The 15,315-nt window shown below is 74.5% G+C and carries 13 protein-coding genes; 6 read left to right on the top strand and 7 right to left on the bottom strand.

The window, feature by feature from the left end; all coding sequences use genetic code 11:
* Positions 1-297: 297 nt before the first annotated feature.
* A complete protein-coding gene (locus QM788_RS06215) occupies positions 298-1,326 on the bottom strand; it encodes an NAD-dependent epimerase/dehydratase family protein (protein ID WP_415660611.1) in 1,029 nt (342 codons plus the stop codon).
* Positions 1,327-1,592: 266 nt separating this feature from the next.
* On the opposite strand from QM788_RS06215, the gene QM788_RS06210 reads away from it, so the two are divergent.
* On the top strand, positions 1,593-3,005 hold the full coding sequence (locus QM788_RS06210) for a peptide MFS transporter (RefSeq protein ID WP_415660610.1): 1,413 nt from the start codon (positions 1,593-1,595) through the stop codon (positions 3,003-3,005).
* An 18-nt stretch (positions 3,006-3,023) separates the two neighbouring features.
* On the opposite strand, the gene QM788_RS06205 is transcribed toward QM788_RS06210, so the two are convergent.
* Genes QM788_RS06205 through QM788_RS06195 form a run of 3 tightly spaced genes read right to left on the bottom strand, consistent with a single transcriptional unit; the run spans position 3,024 to position 7,439 of the window.
* A complete protein-coding gene (locus tag QM788_RS06205; protein WP_415660609.1) occupies positions 3,024-3,707 on the bottom strand; it encodes an ABC transporter ATP-binding protein in 684 nt (227 codons plus the stop codon).
* On the bottom strand, positions 3,707-4,960 hold the full coding sequence (locus tag QM788_RS06200) for an efflux RND transporter periplasmic adaptor subunit (RefSeq protein WP_415661166.1): 1,254 nt from the start codon (positions 4,958-4,960) through the stop codon (positions 3,707-3,709). The genes QM788_RS06205 and QM788_RS06200 overlap by 1 nt, the downstream gene beginning before the upstream one ends.
* Before the next feature lies 1 nt (position 4,961).
* Complete coding sequence (locus tag QM788_RS06195; protein ID WP_415660608.1) at positions 4,962-7,439, bottom strand: FtsX-like permease family protein; 2,478 nt, start codon at positions 7,437-7,439, stop codon at positions 4,962-4,964.
* A 142-nt stretch (positions 7,440-7,581) separates the two neighbouring features.
* Between QM788_RS06195 and QM788_RS06190 the strand changes: the two genes are divergently transcribed.
* From QM788_RS06190 to queE, 5 genes are all read left to right on the top strand, one after another.
* On the top strand, positions 7,582-8,868 hold the full coding sequence (locus QM788_RS06190; RefSeq protein ID WP_415660607.1) for a sigma-54-dependent transcriptional regulator: 1,287 nt from the start codon (positions 7,582-7,584) through the stop codon (positions 8,866-8,868).
* Complete coding sequence (locus tag QM788_RS06185; RefSeq protein ID WP_415660606.1) at positions 8,858-10,018, top strand: sensor histidine kinase; 1,161 nt, start codon at positions 8,858-8,860, stop codon at positions 10,016-10,018. The genes QM788_RS06190 and QM788_RS06185 overlap by 11 nt, the downstream gene beginning before the upstream one ends.
* A 96-nt stretch (positions 10,019-10,114) precedes the next feature.
* Positions 10,115-10,819, top strand: coding sequence for a response regulator (locus tag QM788_RS06180; protein ID WP_415660605.1), 705 nt, complete (start codon positions 10,115-10,117; stop codon positions 10,817-10,819).
* A 56-nt stretch (positions 10,820-10,875) separates the two neighbouring features.
* Positions 10,876-11,982: a 6-carboxytetrahydropterin synthase gene (locus tag QM788_RS06175; protein ID WP_415660604.1), complete on the top strand. Its 1,107-nt coding sequence runs from the start codon at positions 10,876-10,878 to the stop codon at positions 11,980-11,982.
* An 87-nt stretch (positions 11,983-12,069) separates the two neighbouring features.
* The gene (gene queE, locus QM788_RS06170; RefSeq protein WP_415660603.1) at positions 12,070-12,696 is read left to right on the top strand and encodes a 7-carboxy-7-deazaguanine synthase; all 627 of its coding nucleotides are present in this window, start codon (positions 12,070-12,072) and stop codon (positions 12,694-12,696) included.
* 186 nt (positions 12,697-12,882) lie between these two features.
* Here queE and QM788_RS06165 read toward each other — a convergent pair whose 3' ends face one another.
* From QM788_RS06165 to QM788_RS06155, 3 genes are all read right to left on the bottom strand, one after another.
* A complete protein-coding gene (locus tag QM788_RS06165) occupies positions 12,883-13,263 on the bottom strand; it encodes a DUF3597 domain-containing protein (protein ID WP_415660602.1) in 381 nt (126 codons plus the stop codon).
* Between the two features lie 116 nt (positions 13,264-13,379).
* On the bottom strand, positions 13,380-14,048 hold the full coding sequence (locus QM788_RS06160; protein ID WP_415660601.1) for an OmpW/AlkL family protein: 669 nt from the start codon (positions 14,046-14,048) through the stop codon (positions 13,380-13,382).
* Between the two features lie 32 nt (positions 14,049-14,080).
* Positions 14,081-15,220, bottom strand: coding sequence for an SGNH/GDSL hydrolase family protein (locus QM788_RS06155; RefSeq protein ID WP_415660600.1), 1,140 nt, complete (start codon positions 15,218-15,220; stop codon positions 14,081-14,083).
* Positions 15,221-15,315 lie beyond the last annotated feature (95 nt).

Genomic DNA, 15,315 nt, shown 5'->3' with positions numbered 1-15,315 from the left:
ACCTAAATCCGGCAGTTGGGCATGCCCGAGGGGCTGGCGAGGCGGGCTGCTGGCAAGGCGCGAAGACGCTGCGGGCTCATGCCCGCGAGGAGGAGCAACGCCGCCAGCGGCTCGCAGCGCCAGACCAGCGGGCATGCAGCGCTGCCCACCGACGTGGTGATCTCCGCATGGGCGACAAGGTGTTGAAACATCAGCGCTTTCGATGAATGGCAAGCGGTCAACTGCCGGATTGAGGTTGAACCCCCTCCATGCTTGCGGACGATGATAAGTCGCCCCTCCGCAAGGCCCCGGCGGGCCTCAGCGCGCCACGGCGCCCAGCGTGATCAAGTCCCTCGCCGTCGCCACGATGGCCTCCCGCGGCGGGCGCGGCACCCAGCCCAGCACCTCGCGCGCATGGCCCGAGTCCTGGTGCCGCACCGTGCCCAGCTCGCTCGCCGCGTTGCGCACCAGCGGGCTGAACCTCGCCAGCAGCCGCACGCTCCAGTCGGGCAGGGTCCGCGTGGGCACCTTGCGCGCCGGCTCGCCCAGTTCGGCGCGCAGCACCGCGGCGACCTCGCGCAGCCACGTGAAGCCGCCGCAGGCGATGAAGCGCTCGCCCGCCATGCCGGGCGCGGCCAGCGCGCGCAGGTGCAGCTCAGCCACGTCGCGCACGTCGACGATGCCGAAGCCGATGTTGGGCAGCGCCGGCACCTTGCCCTGCAGCAGGCGCTGCACGAGAACGACGCTGGCCGAAGGGTCCGCGCCGGCCACCGGCCCCAGCACGACGGACGGGTTCACCGTGCAGAACTCGATCCCGCCGCCCTCGCGCGCCACCCAGTCGCGCGCGGCGCGCTCGGCGAGGGTCTTGGACTGCACGTAGGGCGGGACGCCGGGCCGGTCCAGCCGCGTCCAGTCGGCCTCGGTGAAGCGGTGCTCGCCCGGACCGCGGCCGTAGGCGATGGCGGCCACGGACGAGGTCATCACGACGCGCCGCACGCCCGCGTCGCGCGCGGCCTTCAGCACGCGCAGCGTGCCGTCGCGGGCGGGCACGATGAGGTCGCTGGCGTCCCGCGGCACGCCCACCGGCAGCGGCGACGCGAGGTGCGCCGCATGGCTGCAGCCCGCGGCGGCGGCGGCCCAGCCGGCGTCGTGCAGCAGGTCGGCCTGGAAGCAGCGCCATCGCGCGTCACCGGGCTCGACGCCCAGCCGCCGGCGCAGCGCGGGCTCGCGCGCCAGGTCGCGCACGGTGGTGTTCACCTGCCAGCCGGCGGCCAGCAGCCGGCGGATCAGCACGCCGGCGATGAAGCCGCTGCCGCCGGTGACGAGGATGCGCCGAGGGGTGTCCATCGGCCGCATTGTGTCGGCCACCCCATGACGCAAGTCACCCTCAATCTGGCAGTTGGGCATGCCCGCAGCGCCAGACCAGCGGGCATGCAGCGATGGCCACCGACGTGGTGATCTCCGCATCGGCGACAAGGTGTTGAAGCATCCGGGCTTTCGATGAAGTGCAAGCGGTCAACTGCCGGATTGAGGGTCACCTGCGGGCGACTGCGCATTGCCGGCGCGGTGGCGCCGGGAGACAGTCACGCCTTTGCAGATTCCGGGATCGCTTCTTGACCTCCGCCCCCCTGACCGCGGACGCCGCCGCCGCCGCGCGCGCCCGCCACGACCGGTCCTTCCTGGGCCACCCCGCCGGCCTCGGCTGGCTGTCCTTCTGCGAGCTGTGGGAGCGCTTCAGCTACTACGGCATGCAGGCGCTGCTGGTGCTCTACCTCAGCAACTACCTATTCATGCCCGGCACCATCGGCAAGGTCGCCGGCATGGACGCGCTGCGCGCCGCCATCGAGGGCGTCACCGGCCCGCGCTCGCCGCAGCAACTGGCCTCGGCCGTGTTCGGCCTGTACGTGGGGCTGGTGTACCTGACGCCCATCTTCGGCGGGCTGGTCGCCGACCGCTGGCTGGGCCGCACGAAGACGGTCGTGCTCGGTGCCCTGCTGATGGCCGCCGGCCACTTCCTGATGGCCTTCGAAACGGCGCTGCTGCCCGCCCTGGGCTGCCTGCTGCTGGGCGTGGGCTGCTTCAAGGGCAACATCGCCGCGCAGGTGGGCGACCTGTACGCGCCGGGCGACAAGCGCCGCGCCAGCGCCTTCCAGATCTTCATGCTGGCGGTGCAGGTCGCCGTCATCGCCGCGCCCATCGTCTGCGGCACGCTGGGCGAGAAGGTCGGCTGGCACTGGGGCTTCGGCTCGGCCGGCGTGGGCATGCTGATCGGCCTGGTCGTCTACCTGGCCGGCCGGCGCTGGCTGCCGCCCGAGGCGCCGCGCGGCGCGGCCCGGTCCGCCGCGGCACGCCCGCCGCTCGGCCGGCGCGCCTGGCAGCAGGTGGCGCTGCTGGTGGCCATCCTGCCGATCCTGATGCTGTCCATCGTCGGCAACCAGCAATACAACAACGGCTTCCCGCTGTGGTCGCAGCAGCACATGGACATGGAGGTCGCCGGCTTCGCGGTGCCGGTGACCTGGCTGCAGGCCGTGGACGCGCTGCTCAGCACCGGCACGATGCTGGCCTCGCTGGCCTTCTGGCGCTGGTGGGCCAGCCGGCGCCGCGAGCCCGACGAGATCACCAAGATGGCGCTGGGCTGCTTCGTCGCGGCCGGCGCGCCGGCGCTGCTGATGATCCCGGCGCTGGCCATCGAGGGCGGCGGCGCGCGCATCAGCATCCTGTGGTCCTTCGCCTATGCGCTGGTCAACAACATCGGCTTCGCCAACATCATGCCGGTGGGCCTGGCGCTGTACTCGCGCGCGGCGCCGCGCGGGCTGCAGGGGCTGATGATCGGCATCTACTACCTGCACCTGTTCTTCGGCAACAGCTTCGTCGGCTGGCTGGCCGGGCTGCTGGAGACGATGCCGGGCTCCCGGTTCTGGGGCCTGCACGCGGTGCTGGTGGCCTGTGCGGGCGCGGGGCTGCTGGCGGTGAAGCTGGCGTTCGGCCGGGTGCTGGCGGCGGACGAGGCGGCGGCGCGCCCGTGAACCGGGCCGGCGCGACGCTCAGGCCGCGCCGGCCACCGCGTCCACCACCACCCGGCCGTCCAGCAGCCGCAGCGTGCGCGACGCCTGCGCCGCGTGCTCGGGCGAGTGGGTCACCATGACCAGCGTCGTGCCCTCGGCGTTCAGTTCGCGCAGGATGCGCATGACCTCGGCGCCGTGCGCGCTGTCGAGGTTGCCCGTGGGCTCGTCGGCCAGCAGCAGCGCCGGCCGTGCGGCGATGGCGCGGGCGATGGCCACGCGCTGCTGCTGGCCGCCGCTCAGCTGGCTGGGCCGGTGGCCGGCGCGGTGGGCGATGCCGAGGCGCTCCATCACCTCGGCCACGCGCTCGCGGCGCGCGCGCGCCGGCAGCTCGCCGTACTCCAGCGCCAGCGCGACGTTCTCGGCCACCGTCAGGTCGTCGATCAGGTTGAAGCTCTGGAACACGAAGCCGATGCGGCCGCGGCGCAGCGTGTTGAGCCGGGCCTCGCGCCAGCCGGCGACGTCGTGGCCGTCGAACCAGTATTCGCCGCCCGACGGCGCGTCCAGCAGGCCGAGGATGCCCAGCAGCGTGGACTTGCCGCAGCCCGAGGGGCCGGTGATGGCGAGGTATTCGCCGGCCTCGATGTCGAGGTCGATGCGGTCCAGCGCGGTGGTCTCGATGTCGCCGCTGCGGAAGGTCTTGCTCAGGTGGCGGAGTTTGAACATCAGTCGATCCTCAAGGTGGTGGCGCCGGTGAAGGCGCGGTAGGAAGAGACGACGGCCCGCTCGCCGGGCCGCAGGCCGCCGAGCACCTCGACGACGCCGTCGGCGCGGCGGCCCAGCTGCAGCGGGCGGCGCGTGGCGTGGCGGCCGTCGGCGTCGAGCACGAAGGCCCAGGCGCCGCCGGTGTCGGCGTAGAAGCCGGCGTCGGGCAGCAGCAGCGCGGGCTGGGGCTGGCCCAGCGTCAGGCGCAGGTCCAGGCCCTGGCCGACCTGCAGCGAGGGCGGCTCGGCGTCGAACACCAGTTCGACGCTGAAGCGGCCGTCCTTGACCTGCGGGTCGATGCGGGCGACGTGCAGCGCATGCTCGCGGCCCGCGTGCGCCAGCGTGGCGGGCAGGCCCTCGCGCACGCGGCCGAGGTGGAACTCGTCCAGCCCCAGCGCCAGCTTGAAGCGGCCCAGGCTGTCCAGCCGCGCGATGCGCGTGCCGCTGCGCACGCTCTCGCCGACCTGCAGCGCGAGGCCCGTCACGCGGCCGGCCACCGGCGCGCGCACGGCCAGGCCATCGCTGGCGGCGCGCATGGCCGTGAGGCGCCGGTCCAGGTCGGTGACGGCGCGCTGCATGGCCTGCACCGACTGCTCGCGCGTGCGCAACTCCTCGCGGCCGTCGGCCTGCAGCTGCGCGAGCAGGCGCCGCGCCAGCGCGAGCTTGTCGGCCGACTCCTCCAGCGCCGACGGCGACAGAAAGCCCTGCGCCGCCAGCCCCGCGTTGCGCTCGTGCAGCCGGCGCGCGCGCTCCAGCTCGAATTCGGCCTGCGTGAGCTCGCGGCGCTGCGCCGCCTGCGCCTGCGCCAGGCCGGCGCGGAAGGTGGCGAGGTTGGCGAGCTGCTGCGCGGCCTCGCTGCTGCGCGCCATCAGTTCCTGCGCGCGCTGGCCGCTGGCCAGCACGACGAGCAGCTGGCCGGCCGCGACGCTGGCGCCGTCCTTGACGAGCACCCGCTCGACGCGGCCGTCCTCGGTCGCGTCGAGCAGCACGGACTGCAGCGGCTGCACGCTGGCGCGGCCGACGATGACGTCGCGGAAGGGGCCGGTCTTGGCGGCGGCGATCTCCACGTCGGCGCGCGCCACCGGCACGCCGCGCGGCCAGTGCTGCGCCAGCAGGCCCACGGCGGCGAGGGCCGCAGCGGCGGCCAGCGCATAGGCCCAGCGCCGTGTGGGCCGTGCCACGCGGCGGTCCATCGCCATGCCCGAGGACAGCATGTCAACCACGCAGGGCTTGCAAGGGGCGCAGCGCCAGTGCCGCGTACAAATGGCGGGCGACGGCCAGCGCCGTCACCACGGCCAGCAGCGCCGTGGCCGCCAGCAGCACCCACAGCGAGAACGGCCCGACCGGCGCGCGCTCGACGAAATCCGCCAGGTAGCGCTGCGACAGCCACGCGGCCAGCGGCAGCGCCACGGCGCAGGCCACCGCCAGCACGCCGGCGAACTCGCGCGCCAGCAGGCCCGCCACCGCGCCCGGGCCGGCGCCGTGCAGCTTGCGCAGCACGATCTCGCGCTCGCGCCGGCGCAGCGTGTAGGCGGCCAGCGCGTAGAGGCCCACGGCCGCCAGACCCAGCGCCATCAGGCCGGCGATGGCGACGAGGCGGCCCAGGCGCGTGTCGTCGATCACCTTTTGCAGCAGCATGTCGCGCATCGTCAGCGCGCTGGCGTCGGCGTCGGGGAAGCGCGCCTTGACCAAGGCGGCCAGCTTCGCCCGCGTGGCCTGCGGGTCGCGGCTGTGCACGCCGATGACGCCGTAGCCGCGCTCCGCCTCGGGGCGGATCGCATGCGGCTGCGGCGGGCTGCGCGGGCCTTCGAGGCGGATGTCCTCGATGACGGCCACCACCGTCGCCGGGCGGCCGCCGTCGATGTTGGGCGCCGTGCCCAGCTGCTGCCCGACGGCCGCCTCGGGGCTGGCGAAGCCCAGCGCCCGCACGGCGCTGCGGTCCAGCACGATGCCGGACTGCGCCTGCTCGGCCCGGTGGTCGGCCGACAGCCGGCCGGCGATGAGCTTCATGCCGTAGAGCCGGAGATAGTCCGGCGTGAAGCCCACGCCGGTGCGCAGGCTGACCGAGCGGCCGTCCGGCCCGCGGAACTCGCCGTACCAGCTGGAGAAATCGCGCCCGGGCACGTCGTCGGCCGCCGCCGCGGCGACGGCCTCGGGCCAGCTGCGGATGCGCTCCAGCAGCGCCTGCGTCTGCGCGGGCTGGGCCTCCCAGGGCAGTTCGATGGCCACGCGGTCGTCGATCTCGAAGCCGCGCGGGATGTCCAGCGTGTGCCCGGCCTGCCACAGCACCGTGAAGGCCAGCGACGCGAACACGGCGGCGGCGCCGAACTGCACGGTGGTCATCACGCGGCGCAGCCAGCGGCTGGCCGCGCCCTCGCTGTGGTTGCGCCCGGCCAGCGACTCGGCCGGCCGCACGCGCAGCGCGATGGCGGTGAGCGGCAGCGCGCTGGCGGCGGCGATCAGCGCGCACAGCAGGGCCGTCAGCGCCACCATGCCCGGCGCCAGCACGGGCGCATGGAACGGGCGCTGCATCAGCAGCTCGGCCAGCGGCGTCGCCCACCAGGCCAGCAGCAGGCCGAGCAGCCCGGCCAGGCCCGCGACGACGGCGGCCTCGGCGAAAAACTGCCCCGCCAGCTGGCGCGCATCCGCGCCCAGCGACTTGCGCAGGCCGATCTCGCGTTGGCGGCGCAGCGTGCGCACGCTCCACAGGTTGACGAAGTTGATGACGGCCAGCGCCAGCACGCCCGCCGCCGCGGCCGCCAGGCCGCCCAGCTGCAGCCGCCGCTGCGGGCTGCCGGCGCCGTGCAGGCCGAAGTCGGCCACCGGCATCGCGCGCAGATAGCCGGGCTTGCCGCCGCCCTTCAGGAAGTCCGCCGGGAAGCCGGGCGGCAGGGGCTGCTGGTCGGCCAGGCGCTGGGCCAGCGCGGTCAACTGCGCCGGCTGGGCGCCGGGCAGCAGGCGGGCGAACAAGCGGCCCGTGGCCAGGTACCAGGTGTCCGAGCGCGCCAGATAGGCCTTGGCAGCCGGCGCGTGGAAGCCCGCGAACGCATCGAAGTACAGCAGGCCGTTGGGGTTGGGCGTGGGCAGCACCGCCTTGACGGTCAACGCGAACCGGTGCGCGGGCGCCCGGCCCTCGGGGTCGGGCGGCAGCGCGATGGTGAAGGTACGCCCGACCGCCTGCACGGTGCCGAACAGCCGCTCGGCGGCCGCCGCGCTCAGCGCGATGCCCTCGGGCGTGGACAGCGCCGCGGCCAGGTCGCCGGCCAGCGGGCGCAGGCCGAAGAGCGCCTGGATGTCGTCGTCCACCATCGCGATGTCGAGCCGGGTGCTGCGCTGCACGCCCTGCTCGCCGTCGGCGCGCGCCGCCAGTTGCGTGGCCAGCACGCGGCTCATCGCCGCCACCGGCGCGCCGCTCGCGCGCAGGCCGGCATGCAGGGGCACGGTGGGCACGGCGCCGTACCACTCGGTCCGGATGCCGCCCGGGCCGCGCCCCTGGAACTCGAAGCTGACGAGGCGCTCGCGCTCGGGCAGGCCGGCGTCGGGCCGCAGCACGTCCTGCAGAAAGCTGGCGGCCAGCAGCATCAGCGCCAGGCCCAGCGCCAGGCCGGCGATGACGAGGGCGGCGGGGCCGGGGTCGGCGCGCAACTGGCGCCAGGCAGCTTTGAACGGCGTGAACGAGGGTATGGAGGGCATGGGCCGGTCAGTGCAAAAGACGGGCCAGGGGCTTGGCCCCGGGGGAGCGCGCCGCGACTGTCCGCCAGCGGACACCCGCACTGTCCGCTTCCGGACACCGGCTTCCCTGCCGCTGGCCGGCGACATAGAGTCGCGCCCTCTCATGGCTGGCATCCTCATCCTCGACGACGACCCCGACGTGGCGCTGGCCGCGCGGCTGGCCTTGCGCCGGCTGGGCCCGGTGGCCGTGCGCCACGACCCGCGCGAACTGGCCGCCGCGCTCGACGGGATCGCGCCCGACGTGCTGCTGCTGGACATGAACTTCAGCCCCGGCGCCAGCGACGGCGCGGCCGGGCTGGCGCTGCTGCGCGAGGTGGTGGCGCGCCGCGATGCGCCGGCCGTCGTCGTCATGACCGCCTACGCCGAGGTCGAGCTGGCCGTGCAGGCGCTCAAATACGGCGCGGCGGACTTCATCACCAAGCCCTGGGCCAACGAGCGGCTGGTGGCCTGCGTGCAGGCCGCGCTGGCGGGCCGCGCCCCGGCGCCCGCAGCGGGCGAGTTGCTCGGCGACTCGGCCGCGATGCAGGGCCTGCGCGCGCAGATCGCGCAGGTGGCGCGAAGCGAGGCCGGCGTGCTGATCCTCGGCGAGAACGGCGTCGGCAAGGAACTGGTGGCGCGCGCGCTGCACCACGCGTCGCCGCGCTCGGCCGGCCCGCTGCTGGCCGTGGACATGGGCGCGCTGCCCGAGGCGCTGGTGGAGAGCGAACTCTTCGGCCACCGGCGCGGCAGCTTCACCGATGCGCGCGAGGCGCGGCCCGGGCGCTTCGTCGCGGCGGCGGGCGGCACGCTGTTCCTCGACGAGATCGGCAACCTGCCGCTGGCCGGCCAGGCCAAGCTGCTGGCCGCACTGGAGCGCCGCGAAGTCACGCCACTGGGCAGCGACCGGCCCGTGCCGGTGGACGTGCGCGTCATCGCCGCCACCAATGCGCCCGAGGCCGAGCTGTTCGACGCGCGGCGCTTCCGGCCCGACCTGCTGTACCGGCTCAACACCGTCGTGCTGCGCGTGCCGCCGCTGCGCGAGCGCGGCGCGGGCGACGTGGCGCTGCTGCTGCGCCACTACCTCGCACGGTTCGCGCAGCGCCCGGTCGAACTCGCGCCCGACGCGCTGGCGCGGCTGTGCGCCCACCGCTGGCCCGGCAATGTGCGCGAACTGCGCCAGGCCTGCGAGCGCGCGACGCTGCTGGCGCGCGGGCCGGTGCTCGGCTTCGCCGATTTCGGCCTGGCCGACGCCGCGCCCCTCGCCGAACCCGGCCTGGACCTCGCCCGGCGCGAGCGCGAGGCCGTGCAGGCCGCGCTGGCCCAGGCCGGCGGCAACATCAGCCAGGCCGCCAAGCTGCTGGGCCTGAGCCGCGCGGCGCTGTACCGGCGGCTGGAAAAGCATGGGCTCTGAACGCCTGCGCGTGGCGCTGGCCGCCGCCGTGCTGGCCGCCAGCGCGGCCGGCGCCGTCGCGGTGCAGCAGTCGCCGCGCCTGCTCGCCGCCTGCGCGATCGCGGGGCTGGCGGCCGCCGCGCTGGGCTGGGCGGCGCTGGGCCGCCTCGCCCACCGGCCCGCGCCGCCGCCGCCCGACCCGCCGCCCACGCCTCGGCCCGATCTGGACGCGGCCCTCGAACACGCGCCGCTCGCGCTGTGGCGCCTCGCGGCCGGCCGCGCGCCGCTGGCGCTGAACGCGGCGGCCCGCCGCCTGGCCGCGCCGGGCCGCGCCGTCGAGCCGGCGGCGCTGCTCGCGCTGCTGGACGCCGCGCCCGGCCGGCGCGTCGTCACGCTGCCCACCGAGCACGGCGAGGAGCGCGCCGTGCTGGCCGTGGCGGCGCTGACCGTGCGGGGCGAGCCCTGGCGGCTGGCGGCGCTGGCGCCCATCGAGTCCGAGCTGGAGACCGAGGCGCTGGCCGCCTGGCGCCAGCTCGTGCAGGTGCTGACGCACGAGATCATGAACTCGCTGACGCCGATCGCCTCGCTGGCCGCCAGCGCGCCGTCGCTGCTGGCAGCCGGCGAGCACGAGGAGCTGGGCGCCGCGCTCGCCACGCTGGCCCGGCGCGCGGCGCACCTGCAGGCCTTCGTGGCGCACTACCGCAGCGTCAGCCAGCCCCCGGCGCCCACGCTGGCCGACACCCCGCTGCTGCCGCTGCTGGAGGCCGTGCGCCGCCTGGTGGCGCCGGCCTGGACCGCCGCCGGCGGCAGCGTGGCCGTCACGGTCGAGCCCGGGAGCCTGGCGCTGCGCACCGACGCGGCCCAGCTGGAGCAGGTGCTCATCAACCTGGCGCAGAACGCGCTGCAGGCCTGCGCCGGCCGGCCGGCACCGCAGCTGCGGATCGCCGCCAGCCTGAGCCGCGGCGCGCGGCTGCGGCTGACGGTGGCCGACAACGGCCCGGGCGTCGCGCCAGGGCTGGAGGGGCGCATCTTCACGCCCTTCTTCACGACGCGCGAGGGCGGCAGCGGCCTGGGCCTGGCCGTCGTGCGGCAACTGGTGCACGGCCTCGGCGGCACGGTGCGCCACGCCAAGCGGCCGAGCGGCGGCGCCTGCTTCATCCTGACGTTCTGATGCGCGCCGCCTTCGTGCAGGAATGCCGGCTTTCCTCGATGGTGCGGCCGGGGGGCGGATGTTAGGCTGACCGCCCTACACACAGGGGATGGAGAGATGTTTCACGAGTTGCAGGAGTTGCTGGGCGCCTACCTGATGCCAGTGCTGATCGCGGTACCGCTGGCCATCATCGTGCTCATCGCCGCCTTCAAGCGTGACGACTACCAGCCGCCCCGCGAGTACGGCACGCCGCTGCCGCCACCGCCCGTCGCGCTGCCGCCGCTGCCGCGTTCGCCGCACGCCGGCCCGTCCATGGCCAGCGCCTTCGTCACGGCGCCCACGCCGATGCGGGCCCCAACCAACAGCGCGCCGGTGGCGCCCGCGATGCCGGAGGGCCCGCCCACGCTGCTGATCGCCGACGACTCGGCCGTGGTGCGCGCCAAGCTGCGCCGGCTGCTGGAGGGCGCCGGCTTCGCGGTGCTGCAGGTCAACGACGGCAACGAGGCGCTGGCCGAGCTGGAGGCCCGGCCCGAGATCGCGGTGCTGATCACCGACCTGGAGATGCCCAACAAGGACGGCTTCGAGCTGATCGCCGACGTGCACGGCAGCCTGGCCACCGAGGACTTGCCCGTCATCGCCATCACCGGCCACGACGAGCTGCACGGCCGCGTCGGCCAGATCGAGGGCGTCTACGGCATCTTCAAGAAGCCCTGGAACGACCGCGAGCTGCTCAAGCGCGTGGAGTCGCTGGTGCATCTGCGCTCGGCCGCGTCCAGGCGCGGCCGGCGCGTGACGGACCTGCGCGCGCCGCCGGCCGCCTGAGCAGGTGTGGGCGGGGCGCGGGGCCCGCCCGCGCGGCCCGGCGCGACAATCGCGCCATGTCCCTGTCCGTGTTGCACTGCGCCTCGGCCGGCTTCGAGTCGGCCTGCCGCATCCCCGCCCTGCCCGCCTCCCACCGCAGCCATGGGCTGCATGGCCACAGCTATTTCGCCACCGTGCGCACGGCGCTGCCCGCCGGCTGGGCCGCGTCCCGCGGCGGTTTCGCCGGCGGCGAGGTGGAGGCGCTGCGCGCGCGCATGGCCGCCACCGTCGCGCCGCTGGACCACGCGCTGCTGAACGACCACCTCGCCGAACCCACCGACGAGAACCTGGCGCGCTGGCTGCGCGCGCGGCTGGACGTGCCCGGCATCGTGCAGGTCGGCGTGCAGAGCACCACGCACAGCGGCGTGGACCTGGACGGCGCCGGCCGCGCCCACGTGTGGCGCCGCTACCGCTTCCAGGCCGCGCACCAGCTGCCCCATGTGCCGGCGGGCCACCAGTGCGGCCGCATGCACGGCCATGGCTTCGAGGTGATCCTGCATGCGAACGCGGACCTGGGCGAACGCGACCTGGCCCTCGACTACGACCGCCTCGACGAGACCTGGGCGCCGCTGCACTTCGCGCTGAACTACCGCTGCCTGAACGACATCGACGGGCTCGCCAACCCGACCAGCGAGAACCTCTCCGCATGGCTGTGGCAGCGGCTCCGGCCGCAGCTGCCCGAGCTGAGCTGGGTGACCGTCTACGAGACCGGCTCCAGCGGCGCCAACTTCAACGGCCAGAGCTACCGCATCTGGAAGGAGATGACGCTGGACAGCGCCGTGCGGCTGCGGCACGCGCCGGCCGGCCACCCGCTGGCGGGCACGCACGGCCACACCTTCACGCTGCGCCTGCACCTGGCCGCGCCGCTGGACCAGGTGATGGGCTGGACGGTGGACTTCGGCGACGTGAAGGCGCTGTTCAACCCGATCTTCAAGCGGCTGGACCACCACCCGCTGTTCGAGATCGCCAACCTGCCGGATGGCGACGCGGCAAGCCTGGCGGCCTGGGTGCTGCGCGAGGGCGGCGCGGTGCTGCCGCAGATCGACCGCGTGGACCTGTACGAGACGCGCGGCTCGGGCGCCATCGTCAGCCGGGCCGATTCGGAAGAGTTGATCCCGGTATGACGCGCGATTCGAGCGCCGGGCCGCCGCAAGCCGAATCGCATCCCCTCGGGGAACCGGCCGGCGTATTTCGACGGACGAGGGGCTGACATGTACAGCGTCAAGGAACTCTTCTACACGCTGCAAGGCGAGGGTGCGCAGGCCGGCCGCGCGGCGGTGTTCTGCCGCTTCGCCGGCTGCAACCTGTGGACCGGCCGCGAGCAGGACCGCGAGAAGGCGGTCTGCACCTTCTGCGACACGGACTTCGTCGGCACGGACGGCGAGGGCGGCGGCAAGTTCGCCACGGCAGACGCACTGGCCGACGCCGTCGCCCGGGCCTGGCCCGGCGGCGGCAGGCCCTACGTCGTCTGCACCGGCGGCGAGCCGCTGCTGCAGCTGGACGCGCCGCTGATCGACGCGCTGCACGCGCGCGGCTTCGAGGTGGCCGTCGAGACCAACGGCACCCAGCCGGCGCCGCCGGGGCTGGACTGGATCTGCGTCAGCCCCAAAGCGGACGCGCCGCTGGTGCTGACCTCGGGCCACGAGCTGAAGCTGGTCTACCCGCAGCCGCTGGCCCCGCCGGAGCGCTTCGCGGCGCTGGACTTCCAGCATTTCTTCCTGCAGCCCATGGACTCGGTGCTGCAGCGCGAGCACACGCAGGCCGCGGTGCGCTACTGCATGCAACACCCGCAATGGCGGCTGTCCGTGCAGATGCACAAGGTGGTGGGCATCGCTTGATGCCGGCGTGACCGGCGGCCGGGACTTGGCTCCTGCGGGCCGAGCGCCGGGCCGCTCCCAAGCCGGCCCGCAGGCGATGTGCGAGCGGGGAACGGGGACCCCCCCGCGAGCATCGCCGCCCCCTCGGGAGGCCGCCCGGGCTTGCCGGCGCCCAGCCGGCGCAAGCCCGGGCGGGGGCTCAATACCTCAGAGCAGTTCCTTCGGGATGTTGCCGCCGTTGGCCGCGAGCTTCTGCAGCACGGTCTTGTGCAGCCACATGTTCATCTGCGCGGAGTCGCCGAGCTTGTCCGCCGGGCAGCCGAGTTCGACGGCCAGGCCCTTGCGGGCGTCCAGGCTGCTGTCCAGGTCGAGCAGCTTGAGCAGGTCGACGATGGAGGTCTTCCAGTTCAGCTTCTGCGGGTTCTTGGCGGCCAGGCCTTCCAGCTGGGCGACGACGTCGACTTCCGAGATCGCCACCGGCGCCGGTGCCGCCGCCGGGGCGGAAGCCGCCGCGTCGGGCGTGGCCGCAGGGGCGGCGCTGCCGGAGCCGAAGCCGAGCTTGTTCAGGATCTTGCTAAAAAAACTCATGATGGTCCTTGGTGTGGTGCGCAGCCGCCTGCGCCTGCCGCCGGCAGTGTAGGCCGGCGCCGGGCGCGATCGGAGCGGCGCGGCCCGCCCAGTCGAGGTGGGTGGGCCAGGCCGGCTCAGAACCGGTAGCCGATGCCGAACTTGATGGACACCGGGTCCAGCGTGGTCTCGATGGTCTGGCCGGTGGACAGGCTGCCGGTGGTCTTGATGAAGGTCTTGGCGACCGACAGGCTGGCGGACCAGTCGCCGCCGAGGCTGCACGCCGCGCCCAGCTCCACGGTAGCGCCCAGCCGACTTTTCATGGACAGCGTGGTCGGTTGGGCGGCCGTGCCGCCGGTGATGCCGGACAGCGCGGCCGTGGCGCGCGGCTTGAAGAAGTAGCCATAGGTCGGCCCGGCACCGATGAAGGGGCGCAGCACGCTGCCGGCGCTGCCGAAGCGGTACTGGGCCAGCAGCGTCGCGGGCAGCGACTTGACCGTGCCCAGCCGGCCCACGCCGTCGATGGCGCCGGCGCCCACCACGTCATGCCTGAACGGCGTGGACAGGGGCAGGTCGATGCTGATGTGGTCGGTCCAGTAGTAGGTGATGCCGCCCATGAAGGCGCTGGCCTGCTTCACGCCGATCCGGGTGCCGGCCAGGCTGGGGGCGGTCAGGTCGCCGCTGTCGACGCGGGGCGTGATCTGCGCGGCGCCGCCGTAGACGACGACGCTGCCGGCCGATTGCGCGGAGGCGCTGCCGGCGGCGAACAGGGCGGCCAGCGCGGCCAGGCGGGTGGGGAGGGTCATGCGCAGGGCTTTCGGGAGCGGGGCGCCGCGGTTCACAGCCAGCCCTTGGTGGCCAGCGCCTTGGCGATCAGCTGCTGCGTGAGCTGGTGGCCGTAGGGCGTGGGGTGGAAGCCGTCGGCGAAGGCATAGGTCTTCCACCAGTCGGCGCCGCCGGCCGCGCCGGCCGGGATGCTGGCCGACAGCGCGGCGGCCGTGCAGCTGGTGAAGGTGTAGCTGGGCAGGCCGTCGCCGCCGATGCCGGTGGCCGGGCAGGCGGGCGTCTTGACGTTGCTGAGGCCGAACTGGGCGGGCGCGGCGACCTGGTCCTGGAAGGCCTGGTAGAAGTCGACCAGCACGACGCGCTCGTCGCCGCCGACCCGGGCGGCGAGCTGGGTGTTGTAGGCCGTCATCCAGCCCTGGAAGGTGGCCTGCGCGGCGGCTCGGGCGGCGGCGCCGCCGGCGGCCGCGATGCCGTCCAGCACCTGCTGGAAGCGCGGCGTGAAGCTGATGTCGGGGATGTTCATGACGACGACGTGGGTCGCGCCCCGGTCGAGCACGCCGGCCTTGATGTCGGCGTAGAACTTGTCGGCCAGCGCCTTCATGTAGTCGCCGCCCAGCGCCGCGGTGCCGGCGGCGCCGCCGGCCAGGCCGCTGCCGATCTGTGCCGGCGCGAGCAGCGTGCCGAGCAGCGCGCGGTAGGTGGTGGCGCCGTCGCCCGGGATCGCCAGGTAGGCGCCGACGAGGTCGGCCGCGTCGTTGCCGCCGCCGTCGATGATGACCAGGTCCGCGGCGCCGAAGCCGTCGGCGGCCGCCATCTGCGCGCCGATGTTCAGCGGGTTGCCGGCCGGCACGCCGGTGTGCGTGATGCGCCCGCCGCCGATGGCATGGTTGGTGCAGCCGGCGGCGGGGTTGGCGGCGAAGGACGTGGCGCCGGTGGCGGCGTAGCGGGGGCACAGCGTCAGGCCGTAGTTGGCCGCGATGCGTTCGGGATAGACCAGGCCGTCGCCGCCCTGGACGGTGAACTTGTAGCCGAAGGTGCCGCTGTCCTGGAGGCTGTCGCCGAAGACCTTCACCGCGGCGATGCCGGCCCGGGGCGTGGTGTCCGCCGAGGCGCCGCCGCCGCAGCCCGCGATCAGCAGGCTGCCCAACAGCGCCGCCGTGGCCGTGGCGATCCGGGTGGGGAAGGGGGTCATGAACGCTCCTGGCATGGGGAGCGCCACTCTAGCCCGGCGCCCCGCGGCGGCCGGCCGTTTCGCCCCGGCCGCAGGTAAAGAAAGAAAGGCATACG

It is taken from the genome of Roseateles sp. (assembly GCF_047654785.1).
In the GTDB taxonomy this organism is placed as follows: Bacteria; Pseudomonadota; Gammaproteobacteria; order Burkholderiales; family Burkholderiaceae_C; genus Pelomonas.
Note: the sequence above shows the minus strand (reverse complement) of the source record. Positions and strands in the feature narration are given on the sequence as shown.